This window comes from Bradyrhizobium sp. STM 3843 (genome assembly GCF_000239815.1).
In the GTDB taxonomy this organism is placed as follows: Bacteria; Pseudomonadota; Alphaproteobacteria; order Rhizobiales; family Xanthobacteraceae; genus Bradyrhizobium.
Genome location: NZ_CAFK01000092.1, coordinates 24,599 through 43,654 on the forward strand (window position 1 = coordinate 24,599; position 19,056 = coordinate 43,654).

Genomic DNA, 19,056 nt, shown 5'->3' on the forward strand with positions numbered 1-19,056 from the left:
GCTGCCCTCATGACTCCGGCTGTCGCTGCCGCTGCCGGTCGGTATAGAGCTTCAGGATGGCAGCCGCCGTCTCCTCGATCGAGCGGCGCGTGACGTCGAGCATCACCCAGTTGAATTTGGCGCTGAGCTTGCGCGCATAGGCGACTTCTTCGGCCACCGACTGCTTGTCGATATATGTCTCATTGGTGGCGTCGGCGCCCATGCTGAGGAGCCGGTTCTGCCGAACCTGGATCAGCCGCTCGGGCGTCGCATGCAGGCTGACCACCAGCGGTTTCGACAACGTCTCGAGCTGATGCGGAATCGGAATGCCGGGCACCAGCGGCACGTTGGCGGTGCGGACACCGCGATTGGCAAGATAGATCGACGTCGGAGTCTTCGAGGTGCGGGACACTCCGACCAGCACCACCTCGGCCTGTTCGAGATCCTCGACCAGCTGCCCGTCATCGTGAAGCATGGTGTAATTCAGCGCGTCGATGCGCGCGAAATATTCCGCATTGAGCACATGCTGCGCGCCGACACGGCCGGCCGTCGCGGCGCCGAGATAGGCTTCGAACAGCTGCATCACCGGCCCGATGATCGACAGGCTGGGGATGTTGAGCTCCTGGCACTTGGCCTCCAGCCGGCTGACGAGATCCTTTTCGAGCAGCGTGAACAGCACGATGCCCGGGGATTCCTCGATCTCGTCGAGGACGCGATCCAGCTGCTTCTGGCTGCGGACCAGCGGATACACATGCTCAACGGGTGTGACATTGGTGTATTGCGCAGCGACCGCGCGGGCGACCGTGATCAGGGTTTCGCCGGTCGAGTCGGAAACCAAATGCAGGTGAAAGTAGTTGCCGGTGGTGGGCATCAAGTCCTTAACAATCTGTGAATCCTGGTGATGGATCGGGCGAAAATCCGAGGTCGGCCGCCGCGCTTGGGATAACCGCTTTTTTTCTACACACGCCTGCAGGTCAGGATAAGTCAGCCCGATCGTCCGATGATATCGGGAGCGGGTCCATTTGTCTCTGGATAAGCTGTCGATCGATCGGCGCAAACATCTGATGGGCATCGACTTGTACCGCTGACGAAGATTCAGTCCCGACACGCCGGGGGATGTGGATAAGCCAAGGGTAAGCTGCGAGCCGAATTGTGTGAGTCAAATCCACGTCCAACCAGACTCAAACCTTAGATTCAAAATTTATTTGGTTTGGAGGAGACCGAGCGAGCGGATATGTCTCGCTTGCAAGGCGGCTTGAGTCCGCTCAACGGGGTTGCACGTCTCCATGTACGAGTGGATCAAGGCTTTGCACGTTATTGCCGTCATCTCCTGGATGGCCGGCATGCTCTATTTGCCACGGCTGTTCGTTTATCATTGCGAAGCCGAGATCGGCTCGAAGCAGTCCGAGACCTTCAAGGTCATGGAGCGTCGGCTGCTCAAGGCGATCATCAATCCGGCGATGATCGTGACCTGGCTGGCGGGGCTTTATCTGGTGTGGGCCGGCCACTGGTACACGTCCGGCTGGTTTCACGCCAAGTTTCTGCTGGTCCTGATCATGTCCGGCGTGCACGGCTTCTTGTCGCGCTGCGTCAAGGATTTTGCGGCCGACCGCAACAAGCGGCCCCAGCGGTCTTACCGCATCATCAACGAGGTCCCGACCGTTCTGATGATCGGAATCGTTATCCTCGTGATTGTAAAGCCGTTTTAGGCAGGTAAAGCCTGCATGACGCTTTGCTGCGGGGCGCCTTGCGAAATGGGGCGCAATTTTCTATATTCAGTTTATCCCACCCCACGCAGGCGGATGTGGTTGCGTCCCGGTTCAACCGGCCGCCGCATCAGGTCTGGTGCCTTGATGGCGCCAACCTTGCTTAGACCTGCGGACCTTCATTTCCGTCCGCGCTTCCCACAACCACCTCGCATCCTTCCCTCGCCGCTCCACAGGACTCTCCCAAATGCGGGAAATCAAACTTCAGGACCTCAAATCAAAAACTCCGGCCGAGCTTGTCTCCTTCGCCGAGGAAAATGGGGTCGAGAACGCCAGCACGATGCGCAAGCAGGAGCTGATGTTCGCCATTCTCAAACAGCTCGCGATCGCCGAGACCGACATCATCGGCGAAGGCGTCGTCGAGGTTCTCTCCGACGGCTTCGGCTTCCTGCGCTCACCGGATGCCAACTACCTGCCGGGGCCCGACGACATCTATGTCTCGCCCTCGCAGATTCGCCGCTTCGGCCTGCGCACCGGCGACACGATCGAAGGCCACATTCGCAGCCCGAAAGAAGGCGAGCGTTATTTCGCGCTTCTCAAGGTCAACACGCTGAACTTCGAGGATCCCGAGAAGTCCAAGCACAAGGTCAATTTCGACAACCTCACGCCGCTGTTTCCGGATCAGCGCTTCCGGCTCGAGCTTGAGGATCCGACCCGCAAGGACCTGTCCGCGCGCGTGATCGACATCGTCGCTCCCATCGGCAAAGGCCAGCGCGCGCTGATCGTGGCCCCGCCGCGTACCGGCAAGACCGTGCTGATGCAGAACATCGCGCACTCCATCACGGCCAATCATCCGGAATGCTACCTGATCGTGCTCCTGATCGACGAACGTCCGGAGGAAGTCACGGACATGCAGCGCTCGGTGAAGGGCGAGGTCGTGTCGTCGACCTTCGACGAGCCGGCGGTGCGTCACGTCCAGGTCGCGGAGATGGTGATCGAGAAGGCCAAGCGCTTGGTCGAACATGGTCGCGACGTGGTCATTCTGCTGGACTCGATCACCCGGCTCGGCCGCGCCTACAACACGGTCGTGCCGTCATCCGGCAAGGTGCTGACCGGCGGTGTCGACGCCAACGCGCTGCAACGGCCGAAGCGGTTCTTCGGTGCGGCCCGCAACATCGAGGAAGGCGGCTCGCTGACCATCATCGCAACCGCGCTGGTTGATACCGGCAGCCGCATGGACGAAGTCATCTTCGAAGAGTTCAAGGGCACCGGCAATTCCGAGCTGATCCTCGATCGCAAGGTCGCGGACAAGCGGACTTTCCCGGCGATCGACATCGCCCGCTCCGGCACCCGCAAGGAAGAGCTCATCACCGACTCGCAGAACCTCAAGAAGATGTACGTGCTCCGGCGCATCCTCAATCCGATGGGCACGATGGATGCGATCGACTTCCTGCTCGACAAGCTCCGGAATACCAAGAGCAATGCCGAGTTCTTCGAGTCAATGAATACCTGATAGCTGGCTTCGAGCTGGCTTTTGCGAAGGGCGCCGTCACAGGCGCCCTTTTTATTTCGAGTGTACGCTGCGGCCGGGCGCGGCACCGGACGTAAAGCATCTTGCGGCAAATCGATTGTGTTTGGTGCTGTGTGGGTCCACCTGAGGACACATGCATCCCCACGACCAAACCATCTATGCCTTGTCCTCCGGACGGCTGCCGAGCGCGATTGCGATCGTCAGATTATCCGGCCGACAGGCCGGGCTGGCGCTGCAGACTCTGGCGGGGAAACTGCCGGCAGCCAGGACTGCGGTGCGTGCCTTGTTGCGCGACGCCGCGGGCGAGCCGATCGATGATGCCGTGGTGCTGTGGTTTCCGGCGCCAGCCAGCGCCACCGGCGAGGACGTCGCCGAACTTTATGTCCATGGCAGCCGAGCCGTTTTGTCGACGCTCTTCGCGGCCCTGTCGGCGCGCCCCGATTTCCGCCCCGCAGAGCCCGGTGAGTTCACCCGACGCGCGTTCGAAAACGGCAAGATTGATCTCACCGAGGCCGAGGGCCTGGACGATCTGATCCATGCTGACACCGATCGGCAGCGACGGCAGGCGCTGCGTCAACTCAGGGGTCTGCTCGGTGATCGGGCGCGCGACTGGCGCAGCCAGATCATTGAAGCCGCGGCCTTGATCGAAGCAGGGATCGACTTCGCCGACGAGGGTGATTTGCCGGACGAGCTGATCGGACCCGCGATCATCCGGATCAAGGGGCTGCTTGGCGAGATCGAAAACGTGCTCGCCGAGCGCGGCCGGGCCGAGCGATTGCGTGACGGCCTCACCGTGGTCATCGCCGGTCCTCCGAACGCAGGCAAATCGACTCTGATGAATCAACTCGCCCGCCGCGAGGTGGCGATTGTCTCGCCGTATGCCGGAACGACGCGTGACGTCATCGAGGTTCAGCTTGATCTCGACGGCTATCCGGTGACGGTCATTGACACGGCCGGGATCCGCGACACCGAGGATCCGGTCGAGCAGGAGGGCGTCCGCCGAGCGCGGACGCGCGCCGCGGAAGCTGATCTCGTGCTGTGGCTTGCCGAAACCGACGAGCCCAAGATCGATTATGCGGGCGAGGCACCGATCTGGCTGATCAGAAACAAGATCGATGAAGCAGGCAGCCGGACGTTTGATCGCTCACTCGGCGTGCCGTCCTTTGCGCTCGCGGCTAAGCATGGAGAAGGACTTCCGGAGCTGCTCGGTGCGCTGGTCATCTTTGCCCGAGACTTTTTCGGCAGCTCCGAGAGCGGGCTGATCAGTCGTGAACGGCAAAGAAAACTTCTGGAGGAAACCGCTGAGGCGCTTCGTCGGAGCCTGGACGCAGTCGGGCAAGGTGAGGAGCTCGCGGCCGAGGAGCTTCGAGTCGCCGCCTTTGCGCTCGGAAAGCTGCTCGGTCGGGTGGATGTGGAAGATGTGCTCGACGTGATCTTCCGTGAGTTCTGCATCGGGAAATGAGTGCCGAGAAATCTGCGCGTATACTTAACCAGAGCTTAAAGCGGTTCCCGCTGTTTCACGTGAAACAGGTCCGCAGCGTTGTTTCACGTGAAACGGCTCAACGAGGGTGACATCCCATGTTTCACGTGAAACGTCTTCCGACAGTCGCCTTCCAGCGCTAGATATCGGTCCATGAGCACAGATATGAAGTCGTTCGACGTCATCGTTATCGGTGGCGGCCATGCCGGCTGTGAAGCAGCGGCGGCCGCCGCTCGAATGGGCGCGCAGACCGCGCTGGTCACGCACCAGTTTGCGACCATTGGCGCGATGTCCTGCAATCCCGCGATCGGTGGACTCGGGAAGGGCCATCTGGTCCGCGAAGTCGATGCCCTCGATGGTCTGATGGGGCGTGTCGCAGATGCTGGTGGCATTCAATTCCGGGTTCTCAATCGCCGTAAGGGGCCGGCGGTGCGCGGACCTCGGGCCCAGGCCGACCGCAAGCTCTATGCGGGGGCGATGCAGGTCGCCATCTGTGAGACGGCCAATCTTGAAGTCATCGAAGGCGAGGCCGACGAGTTGATCGTCGTGGAGGGCCAAGTGACTGGTCTCAAGCTAGCCGATGGGAGATGTCTTTCGGCCGGCGCCGTGGTCATCACCACCGGGACCTTTCTTCGCGGCCTGATCCATCTCGGCGAGAAGAGCTGGCCAGCCGGTCGGGTCGGAGAGGCGCCGGCGCTAGGCTTGTCGAAATCGCTGGAAGCCGCCGGCTTCAGGCTCGGTCGGCTGAAAACCGGGACACCGCCACGGCTCGACGGGACCACGATCGACTGGAACGCGGTCGAGATGCAGCCGGGGGATGATCCGCCGGAGCCCTTCTCGGTCCTGACCGACCGGATCACGACGCCTCAGATCCAGTGCGGGATCACCCGTACGACGGCCGCGACCCACGACGTCATCCGGGCCAATGTCCATCGTTCGCCGATGTACTCCGGGCAAATCAAGAGCACCGGTCCGCGCTATTGCCCGTCGGTGGAGGACAAGATCGTCCGCTTCGGTGATCGCGATGGGCATCAGATCTTCCTCGAGCCCGAAGGTCTGGACGACAGCACGGTCTATCCGAACGGGATCTCGACCTCGCTGCCTGAGGAAGTTCAGCTCGCTCTGCTGCCGACCATTCCGGGCCTTGAACGGGTCCGAATGATCCGGCCGGGCTACGCCATCGAATATGATCATATCGACCCGCGCGAGCTCGATCCGACTCTTCAGACCAAACGTATGAAGCGGCTGTTCCTGGCCGGACAGATCAATGGCACCACGGGCTACGAGGAGGCCGCGGCGCAGGGGCTGGTCGCGGGTCTCAATGCGGCACTGGCGGCTGGCGGCTCTGATCCGATCGTGTTCGATCGCGCCGATGGCTATCTCGGAGTGATGATCGATGACCTCGTCACCCGCGGCATCACCGAGCCCTATCGGATGTTCACCTCGCGCGCGGAATATCGTCTGACCCTCCGTGCGGACAATGCCGATCAGCGTCTGACCGACAAGGGCATCGCACTGGGCTGCGTCGGCGCTCTCCGCGCTGAGCGCCACCGGAGCAAGATGGCGGCGCTCGAGGCGGCGAAGCGGCTGGCGAAATCGCTCGCGCTGACGCCGAACGAAGCAGCCAAGCATGGGCTGAACTTGAACCGAGACGGCCAGCGCCGATCAGCCTTCGAACTTCTGGCCTATCCCGAGGTGGGCTGGAGCGAAGTGCGGGGGATCTGGCCGGAGCTGGGGTCGCTCGATCCCACCATTGCCGTGCACCTAGAGATCGACGCCAAATACGATGTCTATCTGAAGCGCCAGAGCACGGATGTGGATGCCTTCCGACGGGACGAGGGCATGGTGCTTGGTGACGTCGACTACAATAATGTGCCGGGCCTCTCCAACGAGGCGCGTGCCAAATTGATCTCGGCGCGGCCTTGGACGGTCGGGCAGGCGAGCAGGATCGACGGCATGACGCCGGCTGCGCTCGGGATCCTGGCGGCCTACCTGCGCCGAGAGGCGCGGCGCGCGAAGACCTCTGCGTAAGGGCGTTTCACGTGAAACGAATGACATCGCCAACCGAAGTCGCGGACGCCGCTTCGGACAAGGCCGCCGCGCTCCGGCTCGTCGCCGTTTCACGTGAAACGGAAGCGCGACTTGATCGATACGTTGCTCTGCTCAGGGAATGGCAGGCCAAGACCAACCTGGTCGCGCCGTCGACCTTGCCGCAGCTCTGGACCCGGCACATTGTCGATTCGCTTCAGCTCCTCGAGCTCGCGCCGGACGCAAAAATCTGGATGGATCTCGGCAGCGGTGGCGGCTTTCCGGGCGTCGTGTTGGCCTGTGCTTTGGCAGAGAGGCCGGGAGCGCAAGTCCACTTGGTCGAGCGAATCGCCAAGAAGGCGGCGTTCCTGCGCGAAGCGATTCGTGTCACCGGCACACCTGGTGTCGTGCATTTGTCGGAGATCGGGGATATTGTGGAGAAGTGGAGCGGGCGAATCGATTGCGTCACCGCGCGCGCGCTGGCTCCGCTACATCAGCTGATCGGCTTTGCGGAACCCTTGGTTAACAAAGGCTCAACGGCGCTGTTTCTCAAGGGCCAAGATGTAGAAGCTGAATTGACGGAATCTACCAAATATTGGAAGATTGCGGCAAAACTTCATCCCAGCCGGACGGGCGGACAGGGCTGGATCGTCGAGATCGATCGGATCGAACGACGCAACTGAACTCCGCGATAGATGATGGCGACCGCGCATGACCGTAATTGATCAGATCTATCAAGAGGATAGGGCTCCCCATCCGGAGGGCCAGCCGCGTATCCTGGCGCTCGCCAACCAGAAGGGCGGGGTGGGCAAGACCACGACGGCAATCAACCTGGGCACGGCCCTGGCCGCGATTGGCGAACGCGTGCTGATCGTCGACCTCGATCCGCAGGGCAACGCCTCGACCGGGCTCGGCATCGATCGCCGCAACCGCAACTGCTCGACCTACGACGTCCTGATCGGGGAAGCTCCGCTGCGTGACGCGATCGTCCCGACCGCGGTGCCGCGGCTTCACATCGCCTCGTCGACGATGGACCTTTCGGGCCTCGAGCTTGAGCTCGGCTCCAGCGCCAATCGCGCCTTCCGGCTGCGCGACGCCATTGCCGGCCTCAACAACAATGTCTCGCCGGATGCCGACTACACTTATGTGCTGGTCGATTGTCCGCCGTCGCTGAACCTGCTTACCGTGAACGCGATGGCCGCCTCGGATGCGATCCTGGTGCCGCTGCAGTGTGAGTTCTTCGCGCTCGAAGGTCTGTCGCAACTCTTGCAGACCGTCGAGCAGGTGCGCGCTAATCTGAATCCGAACCTGTCGATCCACGGCATCGTGCTCACCATGTTCGACTCCCGCAACAACCTGTCGAACCAGGTTGTCGCCGACGTGCGCCAGTTCATGGGATCGAAGGTCTACAACACGATGATCCCGCGCAACGTGCGCATCTCGGAGGCGCCGTCCTACGGCAAGCCCGTGCTGGTCTATGACCTGAAATGCGTCGGCAGCGAAGCCTATCTCAAGCTGGCAACCGAAGTGATTCAGCGCGAGCGCGAGCTCAAGACACATTGATCTCCGTCGGGTTTGGACATCTTCGGGTTATCCGAACAACGACGTGGCATTGTCTCTCGCATCGATACATCTCGGGTTCGCTCCTGCACCTTGCGTCCCGGAAGCACGGCGGGATCAGGAGTAGAGTGAAGTGAATCCAAGGGAGCTGGCGATGGCCGATGAAGCGCGTTCGCGTTTGGGCCGCGGTCTTGCAAGTCTGATCGGCGACGTCGGTCGTGAAGCCGGCGCCCCGCCGGAGCGTCCGCGTGCGCAGCGCAAGGTGCCGATCGAATTCCTGAAACCCAATCCGCGCAATCCGCGCCGCACCTTCTCCGAGGCCGAGCTCGGCGAGCTGACCGATTCGATCAAGCAGCACGGCGTGATCCAGCCGATCGTGGTGCGTCCTGTGAAGGGCGCGCAGGACCGCTACGAAATCATCGCGGGCGAGCGGCGCTGGCGGGCATCGCAAGCGGCGGGTCTGCACGAGGTGCCGATCGTGCCGGTCGATGTCAGCGACAGCGACGCGCTGGAGCTTGCGATCATCGAGAACGTCCAGCGCGAAGACCTCAACGCGATGGAAGAAGCGCAGGGCTACCACGCGCTCGCCAACGAGTTTAAGCGCAGCCAGGAGGATATCGCCAAGATCGTCGGCAAGAGCCGCAGCCATGTCGCCAACATGATGCGCCTCACCAAGCTGCCGGCGGAGGTGCAGGGCTTCATCGCCACCGGCCAGATCTCGGCCGGTCATGCCCGCGCGCTGATCAATTTGCCCGACCCGCTGTCCGCTGCGAAGCGGATCGTCGCGGAGGGATTGAACGTCCGGCAGACCGAAGCGCTGGCGCATGACGAGGGCGTTCCGGAGCGCAAGCCGCAGAAGCCGCGCGCGGGCGCGGCAGCCAAGGAAAAGAAGGACGCCGATACGCTCGCGCTGGAAAAGCGGGTCGGTGACGCGCTCGGCCTCAACGTGTCCATCGCCCACCGCGATCCCGGCGGCACCGTCCAGATCAGCTATCGCAACCTCGAGCAGCTCGACGAGGTGATGCGCCGGCTCGAACACGGCTAGTTAGTTGGTAGTCAGTGTCGGCCTCGTGGTTCGAGACGCGCGGCGTTGCCGCGCCCTCACCATCGGGGTTTGATATCTTGCCGCGCAAACAGTCCTGATCCTGAGGGGCCACCGCAGCCGGTCGCCGCGAAGCATGCCCGAGCAAAAGACGGTGCGCTCGGGCTCCTTCTTTTATCGATCTAGCACGGTGGTGAAGCGGCGAGACCTTCACCCTCGGCGTCGTGCGCTCACCGCGATCGACAGCAGCGTGCGCTGGGCGATGGCCGCGGCCAGCGCCGGTTGCCGGCGGGCGTCCAACGCCGCCGTCGCGAGCTGGTCGATGATCGGCATGAGCCGCGCCGGGGAGAAATTGCGCAACGCGACTTCCGCAGCCGGCTTGCGCGAGAAATGCAGCCGCGGAAATCCGCCTTCGAGAATCGCGGAGACCGGTGTGCCTGAGGCCACCGCCAGCGCCGACTTGTGCAGCCATGCCGCATGGCGTTGCGCCGCCGAGATGATGACGCCCGGATAGGTGCCGGCGACCATCGCCTTGGCGAACTCCGTCTCGACCAGATCGGGCTTGCCGCCGAAGGCGCCATCGACGATCGGATCGAGCTTCATCTCGGAGGCGTCGGCGACCACGGCCATCACATGATCGAGCGTCACCTCGCCTTGGCCGTGCGCGAACAAGGTCAGCTTGCGCAGCTCGTTGCGCGAGGCCTGACGGTCGCCGCCGAGCAGCGCCATCAACGAGGCGCGTGCGTCGGAAGCGATCCGCAAATTCGCGGCACGCATTTCATCGTCGATCAGTTTGGCGAGGTCGCGCTCGGTGTCGGGATAGCAGCCGATCGCGACCGCGCTCTTGGCCCGCTCGCAGGCCTTGCGCAGCGGTGATTCCGGCCGGAGGTCGCCGGCCTCGATCACGATCCGGCAGTCCTTCACCGGCATCTCGGCCAGCGTGTCGACCCCGCAGGCAAAATTGCGCCCACCTGCGCGGACCCGAATGGCGCGCCGGCCGCCGAACAGCGGCACGGTCATGGCTTCGTCGATCAGGCGCGACGGCTCGGCGGCGAGCTCGTCACCGTCGAGCTTCACCACGGAGAATGGATCATCGGGATTGTCGACCGCGGAGGTGATCAGCGCATCGGCGCGTTCGCGCACCAAGCCGGCGTCCGGACCATAAAGCAGGACGATTGGCCGCGCAGCGTCCGGCTTTGCCAGGAATGCGTCGATGTCTCGTCCGCGCAGCGCGACCACGGCTAGCCGCGAGCCCGGCTAGATGCCGGCGCTGAAATACGACGCGAGCCGGGTCTTGATGTTCTCGGCGATCTGGTCGGCGGCGCGATCCTCGGCGTCGCGGAATGCGCGCAGACGCGCGAACCGCTGATACGAGCCTGGGATGTCGTAGGACGTTCGGGAGAAGGTCGTCCCGGTCAGGACCGATTTGTTGGTCGCGAGCTCAACCAGGTTGAACTGCGCGTCGATACCGACATTCTCGGTCGTGGGCAGGCCCGTGTTGGGGTCGACGATCAAGGACGAACGGGTGGTCTGGAATTTCAGCACCAGCTTGTGCGTCGGCGCCGTACCGGTGGCGTTGCCATAGAGCTTGAAGGCGAGCGCGTTGCGGATGTCGACGCCGATCCGCGCCTCCGGCGAGGCGTTCGGCTTGTCGACCGGCGGCAGCTCGATGCCCATCAGCTTGTCGCGCAGCGCCGGCGTGCCGTCGGCATGTTCGGCATACATGGGCTGGAAGCAGCCGGCGGTCAGCGCGCCCAAGGCGGCCACGGCAACGAGCCGAGCAGCGATGCGAATCCTAGCCGACGACATTCACGATCCTCTTGGGAACAATGATCACCTTGCGGACGGGCCGCCCATCCAACGCCAGCTTTACCGCATCGAGGGCCAAAACGGCAGCCTCAATTTCCGGATCCGGTGCATTGCTGGCGACTGTGACTTCGCCGCGCTTCTTGCCATTGACCTGGACCACCAGAGTCACGCTGTCCTCAACCAGCAAATCGGGCTCGATTTGTGGCCAGCCGGCTTCGGACACCAGGCCGGACTGCCCCAGCACCTGCCAGCACTCTTCGGCCAGATGCGGCATCATCGGCGAGAACAGATGCACCATGATGGTGGCTGCCTCATGGACAGCCCAGGCGAGGTCCGGGGCAGGTTGGCCGCCTTTGGCCAGCACGTCCGCCAGCGCATTGGCGAACTCGCGGATGTGAGCCAGGCAGACGTTGAAGTGCAGCCGCTCGATGCCGCCAGACACCTTGTCCAGCGCGCCATGGGCAGCCTTGCGCAGGGCGAGCGCGTCGGCGCCGAATTGGGCGGGGCGGGAGGAGGGCGCAGCCTTGCTGAATTCGACTGATTCGTTGATCAGCCGCCACAGCCGTTGCACGAAACGGGCAGCACCCTGCACCCGCTCATCGCTCCAGATCACGTCGCGGTCGGGCGGCGAGTCCGACAGCATGAACCAGCGGGCGACGTCGGCGCCGTAGCTCTCGATGATGTCGTCCGGATCGACCGTGTTCTTCTTCGACTTCGACATCTTCTCGATCGGGCCGACCGTGATGTCCTCGCCGGTGGCAGCCAGCACGACGCGGCGGCCATTGTCGCCGGTCTCGATCTTGACCTCAGCCGGGCTGACAAAGGTGCCGTCGGCCTTCTGGTAGGTCTCATGCACGACCATGCCTTGCGTGAACATGCCGGCGAACGGCTCATCCATCGCGACGTGGCCCGTCGCTTTCATCGCGCGGGTGAAGAAGCGGCTATAGAGCAGATGCAGGATCGCATGCTCGACGCCGCCGATATACTGGTCGACCGGCATCATCCGGTTGGCGACTGCGGGCGTTGTCGGCGCCTCTGCATTCCAGGGATCGGTGAAACGCGCGAAGTACCAGGACGAGTCCACGAAGGTGTCCATCGTGTCGGTTTCGCGTTGAGCCTTGCCACCGCATTTGGGGCAGGTGACGTGCTTCCAGGTTGGATGGTGGTCCAGCGCATTGCCCGGTTTGTCGAACGTCGCGTCGTCCGGCAAGGTCACCGGCAGATCGGCCGCCGGCACGGGCACCACGTCGCATGTCGGGCAGTGGATCACCGGGATCGGGCAGCCCCAATAGCGCTGGCGCGAAATGCCCCAGTCGCGCAGGCGGAAGTTCACCTGGCGCTCGCCGACCGGTGCGTTGCCGCGCAGCTCGCTTTCCAGGCGCTTGGCGACCTCTTCCTTTGCCGCGGCAATGGTCATGCCGTCGAGGAAACGCGAATTGATCATGCGCCCGTCACCGTCATAGGCGGTGTCGGTGATGACGAAAGACTTCGGGTCCTGACCTTCGGGACAAACCACCGGCATATTGCCGAGGGCGTATTTGTTGACGAAGTCGAGGTCGCGCTGGTCGTGCGCCGGGCAGCCGAAGATGGCGCCCGTGCCGTATTCCATCAGCACGAAGTTCGCGACATAGACCGGCAACTTCCAGCTGGGATCGAACGGATGCACGGCCCTGATGCCGGTATCGAAGCCCTGCTTCTCGGCGGTATCGATGATCTCCTGCGCGGTGCCGATGCGCTTGATCTCGGCGATGAACGCGGCGAGCTCAGGGTTCTTCGCGGCGGCGGCCTGCGCCAGCGGATGGTCGGCCGAGATCGCCATGAACTTGGCGCCGAACAGGGTGTCCGGGCGCGTGGTGAAAATCTTCAGCTCGGTCTCGCCCGCCGGGGTCGTGGCGGGATCCAGCGCGAAGCGGATCAGGAGGCCTTCCGAGCGACCGATCCAGTTGCGCTGCATCAGCCGCACCTTGTCCGGCCAGCGGTCCAGCCCGTCCAGCGCGTCCAGCAGCTCCTGCGAGTATCTGGTGATCTTGAACACCCACTGGTTCATTTCGCGCTGCTCGACCACCGCGCCGGAACGCCAGCCGCGCCCGTCGATCACCTGCTCATTGGCGAGCACGGTCATGTCGACCGGGTCCCAGTTCACCTTGCGCTTCTCGCGCTCGACCAGCCCCGCCGTCATGAAGTCGAGAAACAATTTCTGCTGGTGTTTGTAGTAGGATGGATCGCAGGTGGCGAATTCCCGTGACCAGTCCAGCGACAGGCCGATCGAACGCAGCTGCTTTTTCATCGCCGCGATGTTGTCGTAGGTCCAGGCCTTCGGAGCCACCTTGCGCTCGATCGCGGCGTTCTCGGCCGGCAGGCCGAACGCGTCCCAGCCCATCGGGTGCAGCACGTTGAAGCCTTTGGCGCGCATGAAGCGCGCCAGCACGTCGCCGAGCGTGTAATTCCTGACATGGCCGATATGGATGCGTCCCGATGGATAGGGAAACATCTCCAGGACGTAGTACTTTGGACGCGGATCGTCGTTCTTGGCGGCGAAGATCGCCTTTTCGTCCCATTCGCGCTGCCAGCGCGGCTCGGCTTCACGGGCGTTGTAGCGTTCGGGTGTCATGGAATCGCTTATGATTTCTTGGGATTCGCGTCGATTGAAGTGGCGGACTAGGCCACAAAATCTGCAGTTCGGTCAATGCCCCGGCCACATAATGGTACCATCCTGAGTGGGCGCTAAGCGACGGTAATTCGTAGGATTTTTACGACATTGCGGTCGAGTGTCGGAGATCGGATTGAGGCGCGGTTAAGACTTGGGTGGGACAGTCATTACCGCAGCGCGCGCCATGCTGCCCGCATTGGGATCCATCCAAATCGTGTCCAGCGCCACGTTCCACGAGCTCGACTTCGAATACGCGACGTCTGTCGCCGACAAGGCTATGCGTGCGATGGCGCAGCAGAATGTGCCACCCACACCCAACAACTTTCATCTCTGGTTCCAATATTCGCTCGGCACGTCGTCGGACCTCAAGCGCGCCATCGACATCCTGATCAGCAACAAGCGCAAGTTCGACAAGACCACCAACCAGGCGCTGTACGATACCTATATCGGATCGCAAGGCGCCGATGCGGCGGTGGTTCACAAGGTCTCGCAGCAGCTTCACGGCGTGATGGATTCCGCGAAGCAGTATCTGACCGCTGCCATCGCCGAGAACCGGACCCAGATCGAGGCGATCGACGAGGTGGCCGATCGCAGCGTCAACGGCTTCGATCCCAAGGTTCTGATTGAAAACCTGGTGAGCGAGTTGGCGAGGGCCACCGAGCGGGCGGCGAAGCTCGAGGCAAGCTTCGCGGAGAAGTCGCGCGAGCTCGATACGATCCGCGACTCCCTCAACAAGTCCGAGCAGCGGGCGCGGACCGACACGCTCACCGGTCTGCCCAATCGCCGCGCGCTCGAGGAATTCTTCCGTCAAGTGCAGATCGCGGCGATGGAGCGGGACGAGCCGCTCAGCGTGCTCCTGATCGACGTCGACCACTTCAAGAAGTTCAACGACAATTACGGCCATGGCGTCGGCGACCAGGTGCTGCGCCTGGTGGCGAAAGCGGTCCGCGAGCGCGTGCGGGAGAACGACCTGCCGGCGCGCTATGGTGGCGAAGAGCTGATCGCGGTGCTTCCTCGGGCCGACCTGGAGACCTGCACCGGGATTGCGGAACGCATCCGTCGCTCGATTTCGGAGTGCCAGTTCACTCGCCGTTCGACGGGCGAAATCCTGCCGCGCATCACGGTCTCGATCGGCGTCGGCCAATTCCAGTTCGGCGAGTCGATGACGGACCTGATCGACCGCTGCGACCGCGCGCTCTATCTTGCCAAGAAGCTCGGCCGCAATCGGGTCGTCACCGAACTCGAGCTCGATCGCAAGCTGGCAGTGGGCTGATCGGCCGGACGGACTATCAGAGAGCCCGGAGCGCGTCGGTCCCGTCCTCGACGATCTGGACGAAGCCGTGTGCGACCACCGCATTGCGGCCGCGATGTTTCGCGGCATAGAGCGCGGCATCCGCCGCTTCGATCAGGTCGACCGGAGCCAGTGACGGGTTCGGCCGCGCGCAGGCCACGCCGACGCTGACGGTCACGCATTGATGGCCCGACGTCATGTGAGGAAGCGCCAGGTCCAGCACGGCCATGCGGACGATCTCTCCGATCTCCAGTGCCCGCTCGGCGCCGGCATTGGGGATCAGCAGACAGAACTCTTCGCCGCCGTAACGTCCGGCAAAGCCCATGCTCGACGCTGCGATCTCGGAGAGTGTCTCACCGATCTGCCTCAGGCACACGTCGCCTTCGGGGTGCCCGTACGTGTCGTTGAACAGCTTGAAATGATCGACGTCAATCATCAGGAGCGACAGTTCACCGCCATGTTGCTGCGCCCTGATCCATTCGAAATCCAGGCGGCTCTGGAAGCCACGGCGATTAGCCAGCCCGGACAGCATGTCGATCGAGGCGATCACCGTCAGCTGGTCATTGGCTTCGACCAGCTCGCGCTCGCGCTGCGCCAATTTGGCCGCCATGGCGTTGAATGCCTTGGCGAGCGGCATGAATTCGGCCGGCAGGCGCGCCGTCGTTGCACGTGCCGACCAGTCGCCAAGGCCGAACCGCTTGGCGGTCGCGGCCAGCAGGTTGATCGGCTTGACGATCAGCTGCTCGGCGGCAATCAGCGCGCCCAGCAGCACGAACAGGCAGACGAAGCCGGCCTGCAGGTAAGCGGTGCGAATGTCCTGATCGATCGCCGCCGTGACCCGCGTCTCATCGATGCTGACGATCAGCCGCGATCCGGTGTCGGCGATGCGCGTGAAGGTGATGCCACGGCGCGAGCCGTCTGCGGCTGCAAAGGACATCGATCCCTCGTTGTGGTCCGAGCTCATCGCGGTCTCCGCGATGGCGGACAACAGCGGGACGCTGTCGAGCGACCGGCCGACCAGGTTTGCCTGATCGCTGGGGGCGGCCAGCACAGTTCCGGCACGGTCGACCAGCACGGCAGAGATGCCGGGGCGGCCGTCCAGATTGCTCATGATCTTGGACATCCACGCCAGATTGACCGCGGCCAGCATGACCGCGCTGGGTTCGCCGGTGATGGCAGATACCGGATAGGCCGCCATGATGATCGGCTTCTGCTCCGGTCTTGCCAGCATGAAATCGCTGAAGACGAAATTGCGCGTCTCCTGCGCCTTGCGGAAATACGACCGGCCGCTCACATCGAGACCGACGTCATTATTGTCGGTCGAGCATTGGACGCGGCCGTCCTGGCCCGCGATCATGATGTTGCGAATCCAGGGCAAATTCAGCGGCAGGCTGGCCCGCAGCATGTCGCAGCTTCGCCCGATGCCGGCGGCGGAGGCGCGGATATAGGCGGAGGATTTGAGAAGCGTCTCCACCGACATGATGACTTCGCGCTGCGTATCGGCGCTGTGCTTGACGAGGGTGGAGAATTCCTCGGACGCAAGCGCGATCTGCCGCGATCGCGCGCTTTCCAGCGAGCGAGCGCGTTCGAACATCAGCGGTGCAACCAGGATCACCGCCAGCAGAGCCAGGCGCGCGCGGATTCCCAGTATCCGCTTGAGCCTCACTCTATTGCGGTTGAAGCGGATGCTTGGCATCTTCGGTCCCCTACCCCACTGCGCAGGATAGGGGTAAGGGTTCAAAAAGCCTTTCCTGAACTCGGTAAAATTGGACCTAACACCCGCAAATCTACGAGTGCCGAACGGATGGCAGCAGAAACTCCCGCAACCTTAACCTCGTCTTCACCATCTGCGCTGGCTGCGGTGGAGCAGGAGATTTTGCGTGCGTGCAACGACGCACGCCGCCCGCGCGAGCAGGTCACCCTCATCGCGGTATCGAAGACGTTTGCCGCTGATGCCATCGAGCCGGTGATCGCGGCCGGCCAGTACGTCTTCGGCGAAAACAGGGTCCAGGAAGCCAAGGCCAAATGGCCGCCTTTGATGGCGGCTCATCCGGGTCTCGCGCTGCATCTGATCGGGCCGCTGCAGTCCAACAAGGCCAAGGAGGCGGTGGCGTTGTTCGATGCGATCCATTCGGTGGATCGGCCGAGTCTATGTCAGGCCTTGGCCAAGGAGATCGAAACGCAGAACCGACGGCCGCAGCTGTTCGTCCAGCTCAACACCGGCGAGGAGCCGCAAAAGGCCGGCATTGCTCCGGCCGAGGCCGACGCCTTCATCGCGAGCTGCCGCGACAATTATGGGCTGTCGATTTCAGGCCTGATGTGCATCCCGCCGGTGGACGAGGCACCCGCGCCGCATTTCGCGCTGACGGCCAAGATCGCCGCCCGCAACGGGCTTACGAACCTGTCGATGGGAATGAGCGCGGATTTTGCGATCGCGATCCAGTTCGGCGCCACCCATGTTCGCGTGGGATCAGCCATCTTCGGCCATCGCTGACTACTCGATGATGATCCGCGTGCGCGGGCCGATCCGCTGCAACAGCCGCAGCATTGCTGGGCGCGTCATCGCCACACAGCCCGCGGTGGGGCCAAAATTCTCCCGCGCAAGGTGAAGGAAAACGGCGCTGCCCCGACCGGCAATGCGGGGCCGTGTGTTGTGGTCGATCTCGATGATGAAGTCATAAAGGTGATCGTCACGCCGCAGCCGGTCGCCGCCTTGCGATCCGCTCAGCCGGATCGCCTGGTTGTAATGCCGGTCGGCAGGCTCCTCGCACCACGCGTCTTCCGGGCCGATGGGCCGGACCGGCAGCAGGGTGCGCGGCCGGACATGGCGGTCCGCCCGCCACCATAGGCGGCGCGGCCGAAAGGTGCCCCGCGGGGTGCCTCCGTCGCCCTCCCGTTTGTTGGCGAGGATGCCGCCCCGGCCGAGCGCCACCGGCACGACATTGCCCAGGAATCGCATCCGGCCGCGATTCGGGGTCCCGGCGGCGGTGTGGATGGTTACGGCCGCAACCTGCCGCATGATTTGGTTGCGGTTGTAACAAATTGATAAATCTTGCCTTTTCACCGACTAGCTCTGCCCGTCATTTGCCTTAATCTGGGAAAATGGTCCAGCACCTCGCGCAGTGGGACATTGGTCTCGCCGCCGGGGAAATCTGGAGTAGACTGTCAACAGCTTGTGAATCGGTAACGGACGCCTACTTCAAGACGAAATACGGCTGATGAGGCTGTATTTGCCCACCGCTCCAGGCGCCTCGCCGCGTGGTCTTCCGGCGCCCATATGAGGATTGTACCAATGGCCAATGCCCGCAAGATCCTGATCGTGGATGACGATACCGATCTGCGCGACACCTTGATGGAGCAGCTGTCGCTGCATGATGAGTTCGAAGCTTCCGCGGTCGATACGGGCGCCAAGGGTGCCAGCGCTGCCAAGGCCAATTCGCCCGATCTGGTGTTGATGGATGTCGGCCTGCCCGACACCGACGGGCGTGAAGTGGTGCGCTCCTTGCGCAAGGGTGGCTTCAAGGCACCGATCATCATGCTGACCGGGCATGACACTGACTCCGATACGATCCTTGGCCTGGAATCCGGCGCCAATGATTACGTCGCAAAGCCATTCCGTTTCGCGGTGCTGCTGGCCCGGATTCGCGCCCAGCTCCGCCAGCATGAGGCGAGCGAGGACGCGGTGTTTTCGGTCGGGCCTTACAGTTTCCGGCCGGGCTCCAAGATGCTGACGGGCGCCAACGCGCGGAAGGTTCGGTTGACCGAGAAGGAGACCGCGATCCTGCGCTTCCTTTACCGGGCCGGACAGATGCCGGTGTCGCGCGAGACCCTGCTTCAGGAAGTCTGGGGTTACAATTCGGGAGTCACCACGCACACCCTCGAAACCCATATTTACCGGCTGCGGCAGAAGATCGAAAAGGACGCGGCCAATCCGGAAATCCTGGTGACGGAGGCCGGCGGTTACAAGCTGGTGCCGTAAT

16 protein-coding genes are annotated in these 19,056 nt (G+C 63.1%); 10 read left to right on the forward strand and 6 right to left on the reverse strand.

Annotated features, from left to right (window positions below):
- Window positions 1-7: 7 nt before the first annotated feature.
- A complete protein-coding gene (locus BRAS3843_RS12555; RefSeq protein WP_008969267.1) occupies window positions 8-850 on the reverse strand; it encodes a pyruvate, water dikinase regulatory protein in 843 nt (280 codons plus the stop codon).
- Between the two features lie 415 nt (window positions 851-1,265).
- Between BRAS3843_RS12555 and hemJ the strand changes: the two genes are divergently transcribed.
- From hemJ to BRAS3843_RS12590, 7 genes are all read left to right on the forward strand, one after another.
- Entirely contained in the window at window positions 1,266-1,688 is a 423-nt protein-coding gene (gene hemJ / locus BRAS3843_RS12560) for a protoporphyrinogen oxidase HemJ (protein ID WP_008969268.1), read from the forward strand.
- Between the two features lie 244 nt (window positions 1,689-1,932).
- The gene (gene rho, locus BRAS3843_RS12565; protein WP_008969269.1) at window positions 1,933-3,198 is read left to right on the forward strand and encodes a transcription termination factor Rho; all 1,266 of its coding nucleotides are present in this window, start codon (window positions 1,933-1,935) and stop codon (window positions 3,196-3,198) included.
- 151 nt (window positions 3,199-3,349) lie between these two features.
- On the forward strand, window positions 3,350-4,678 hold the full coding sequence (gene mnmE / locus BRAS3843_RS12570) for a tRNA uridine-5-carboxymethylaminomethyl(34) synthesis GTPase MnmE (RefSeq protein WP_008969270.1): 1,329 nt from the start codon (window positions 3,350-3,352) through the stop codon (window positions 4,676-4,678).
- Between the two features lie 171 nt (window positions 4,679-4,849).
- A complete protein-coding gene (gene mnmG / locus BRAS3843_RS12575) occupies window positions 4,850-6,727 on the forward strand; it encodes a tRNA uridine-5-carboxymethylaminomethyl(34) synthesis enzyme MnmG (protein WP_035981562.1) in 1,878 nt (625 codons plus the stop codon).
- A gap of 20 nt (window positions 6,728-6,747) precedes the next feature.
- Window positions 6,748-7,407, forward strand: coding sequence for a 16S rRNA (guanine(527)-N(7))-methyltransferase RsmG (gene rsmG / locus BRAS3843_RS12580; RefSeq protein ID WP_035981563.1), 660 nt, complete (start codon window positions 6,748-6,750; stop codon window positions 7,405-7,407).
- A 28-nt stretch (window positions 7,408-7,435) separates the two neighbouring features.
- Window positions 7,436-8,287, forward strand: a complete 852-nt coding sequence (locus BRAS3843_RS12585) for a ParA family protein (RefSeq protein ID WP_008969273.1) — start codon at window positions 7,436-7,438, stop codon at window positions 8,285-8,287.
- Window positions 8,288-8,438: 151 nt separating this feature from the next.
- Window positions 8,439-9,329 carry a ParB/RepB/Spo0J family partition protein gene (locus BRAS3843_RS12590; protein WP_008969274.1) on the forward strand — a complete coding sequence of 297 codons (891 nt, stop codon included), beginning with the start codon at window positions 8,439-8,441 and terminating at the stop codon, window positions 9,327-9,329.
- A gap of 207 nt (window positions 9,330-9,536) precedes the next feature.
- Here BRAS3843_RS12590 and holA read toward each other — a convergent pair whose 3' ends face one another.
- From holA to leuS, 3 genes are read right to left on the reverse strand one after another with little or no spacing between them, the layout of a single operon-like run.
- Complete coding sequence (holA, locus tag BRAS3843_RS12595) at window positions 9,537-10,565, reverse strand: DNA polymerase III subunit delta (RefSeq protein WP_008969275.1); 1,029 nt, start codon at window positions 10,563-10,565, stop codon at window positions 9,537-9,539.
- Between the two features lie 18 nt (window positions 10,566-10,583).
- A complete protein-coding gene (gene lptE / locus BRAS3843_RS12600; RefSeq protein WP_035981564.1) occupies window positions 10,584-11,135 on the reverse strand; it encodes an LPS assembly lipoprotein LptE in 552 nt (183 codons plus the stop codon).
- Window positions 11,122-13,746, reverse strand: coding sequence for a leucine--tRNA ligase (gene leuS, locus BRAS3843_RS12605; RefSeq protein WP_008969277.1), 2,625 nt, complete (start codon window positions 13,744-13,746; stop codon window positions 11,122-11,124). Before leuS ends, lptE begins: the two co-directional genes overlap by 14 nt.
- A 325-nt stretch (window positions 13,747-14,071) precedes the next feature.
- Here leuS and BRAS3843_RS12610 point away from each other — a divergent pair, with 325 nt between their 5' ends.
- Complete coding sequence (locus tag BRAS3843_RS12610) at window positions 14,072-15,058, forward strand: GGDEF domain-containing protein (protein WP_008969278.1); 987 nt, start codon at window positions 14,072-14,074, stop codon at window positions 15,056-15,058.
- A gap of 16 nt (window positions 15,059-15,074) precedes the next feature.
- On the opposite strand, the gene BRAS3843_RS12615 is transcribed toward BRAS3843_RS12610, so the two are convergent.
- Entirely contained in the window at window positions 15,075-16,772 is a 1,698-nt protein-coding gene (locus tag BRAS3843_RS12615) for a diguanylate cyclase (RefSeq protein ID WP_008969279.1), read from the reverse strand.
- A gap of 108 nt (window positions 16,773-16,880) precedes the next feature.
- Here BRAS3843_RS12615 and BRAS3843_RS12620 point away from each other — a divergent pair, with 108 nt between their 5' ends.
- Window positions 16,881-17,570, forward strand: a complete 690-nt coding sequence (locus tag BRAS3843_RS12620) for a YggS family pyridoxal phosphate-dependent enzyme (RefSeq protein WP_035981566.1) — start codon at window positions 16,881-16,883, stop codon at window positions 17,568-17,570.
- Here BRAS3843_RS12620 and BRAS3843_RS12625 read toward each other — a convergent pair whose 3' ends face one another.
- Window positions 17,571-18,095 carry a L,D-transpeptidase family protein gene (locus BRAS3843_RS12625; protein WP_008969281.1) on the reverse strand — a complete coding sequence of 175 codons (525 nt, stop codon included), beginning with the start codon at window positions 18,093-18,095 and terminating at the stop codon, window positions 17,571-17,573.
- Window positions 18,096-18,368: 273 nt separating this feature from the next.
- Here BRAS3843_RS12625 and BRAS3843_RS12630 point away from each other — a divergent pair, with 273 nt between their 5' ends.
- Complete coding sequence (locus tag BRAS3843_RS12630; protein ID WP_008969282.1) at window positions 18,369-19,055, forward strand: response regulator transcription factor; 687 nt, start codon at window positions 18,369-18,371, stop codon at window positions 19,053-19,055.
- Window position 19,056: the final 1 nt, after the last annotated feature.

Excerpts from the sequence above, each read along its gene's own strand:
- mnmG (WP_035981562.1), top strand. The coding sequence starts at position 4,850 with ATGAGCACAGATATGAAGTCGTTCGACGTCATCGTTATCGGTGGCGGC.
- BRAS3843_RS12625 (WP_008969281.1), bottom strand. The coding sequence starts at position 18,095 with ATGCGGCAGGTTGCGGCCGTAACCATCCACACCGCCGCCGGGACCCCG.
- leuS (WP_008969277.1), bottom strand. The coding sequence starts at position 13,746 with ATGACACCCGAACGCTACAACGCCCGTGAAGCCGAGCCGCGCTGGCAG.
- mnmE (WP_008969270.1), top strand. The coding sequence starts at position 3,350 with ATGCATCCCCACGACCAAACCATCTATGCCTTGTCCTCCGGACGGCTG.
- BRAS3843_RS12615 (WP_008969279.1), bottom strand. The coding sequence starts at position 16,772 with ATGCCAAGCATCCGCTTCAACCGCAATAGAGTGAGGCTCAAGCGGATA.
- rsmG (WP_035981563.1), top strand. The coding sequence starts at position 6,748 with ATGACATCGCCAACCGAAGTCGCGGACGCCGCTTCGGACAAGGCCGCC.
- hemJ (WP_008969268.1), top strand. The coding sequence starts at position 1,266 with ATGTACGAGTGGATCAAGGCTTTGCACGTTATTGCCGTCATCTCCTGG.
- lptE (WP_035981564.1), bottom strand. The coding sequence starts at position 11,135 with ATGTCGTCGGCTAGGATTCGCATCGCTGCTCGGCTCGTTGCCGTGGCC.
- BRAS3843_RS12630 (WP_008969282.1), top strand. The coding sequence starts at position 18,369 with ATGGCCAATGCCCGCAAGATCCTGATCGTGGATGACGATACCGATCTG.
- rho (WP_008969269.1), top strand. The coding sequence starts at position 1,933 with ATGCGGGAAATCAAACTTCAGGACCTCAAATCAAAAACTCCGGCCGAG.
- BRAS3843_RS12610 (WP_008969278.1), top strand. The coding sequence starts at position 14,072 with ATGGCGCAGCAGAATGTGCCACCCACACCCAACAACTTTCATCTCTGG.
- BRAS3843_RS12585 (WP_008969273.1), top strand. The coding sequence starts at position 7,436 with ATGACCGTAATTGATCAGATCTATCAAGAGGATAGGGCTCCCCATCCG.
- BRAS3843_RS12620 (WP_035981566.1), top strand. The coding sequence starts at position 16,881 with ATGGCAGCAGAAACTCCCGCAACCTTAACCTCGTCTTCACCATCTGCG.
- BRAS3843_RS12590 (WP_008969274.1), top strand. The coding sequence starts at position 8,439 with ATGGCCGATGAAGCGCGTTCGCGTTTGGGCCGCGGTCTTGCAAGTCTG.
- BRAS3843_RS12555 (WP_008969267.1), bottom strand. The coding sequence starts at position 850 with ATGCCCACCACCGGCAACTACTTTCACCTGCATTTGGTTTCCGACTCG.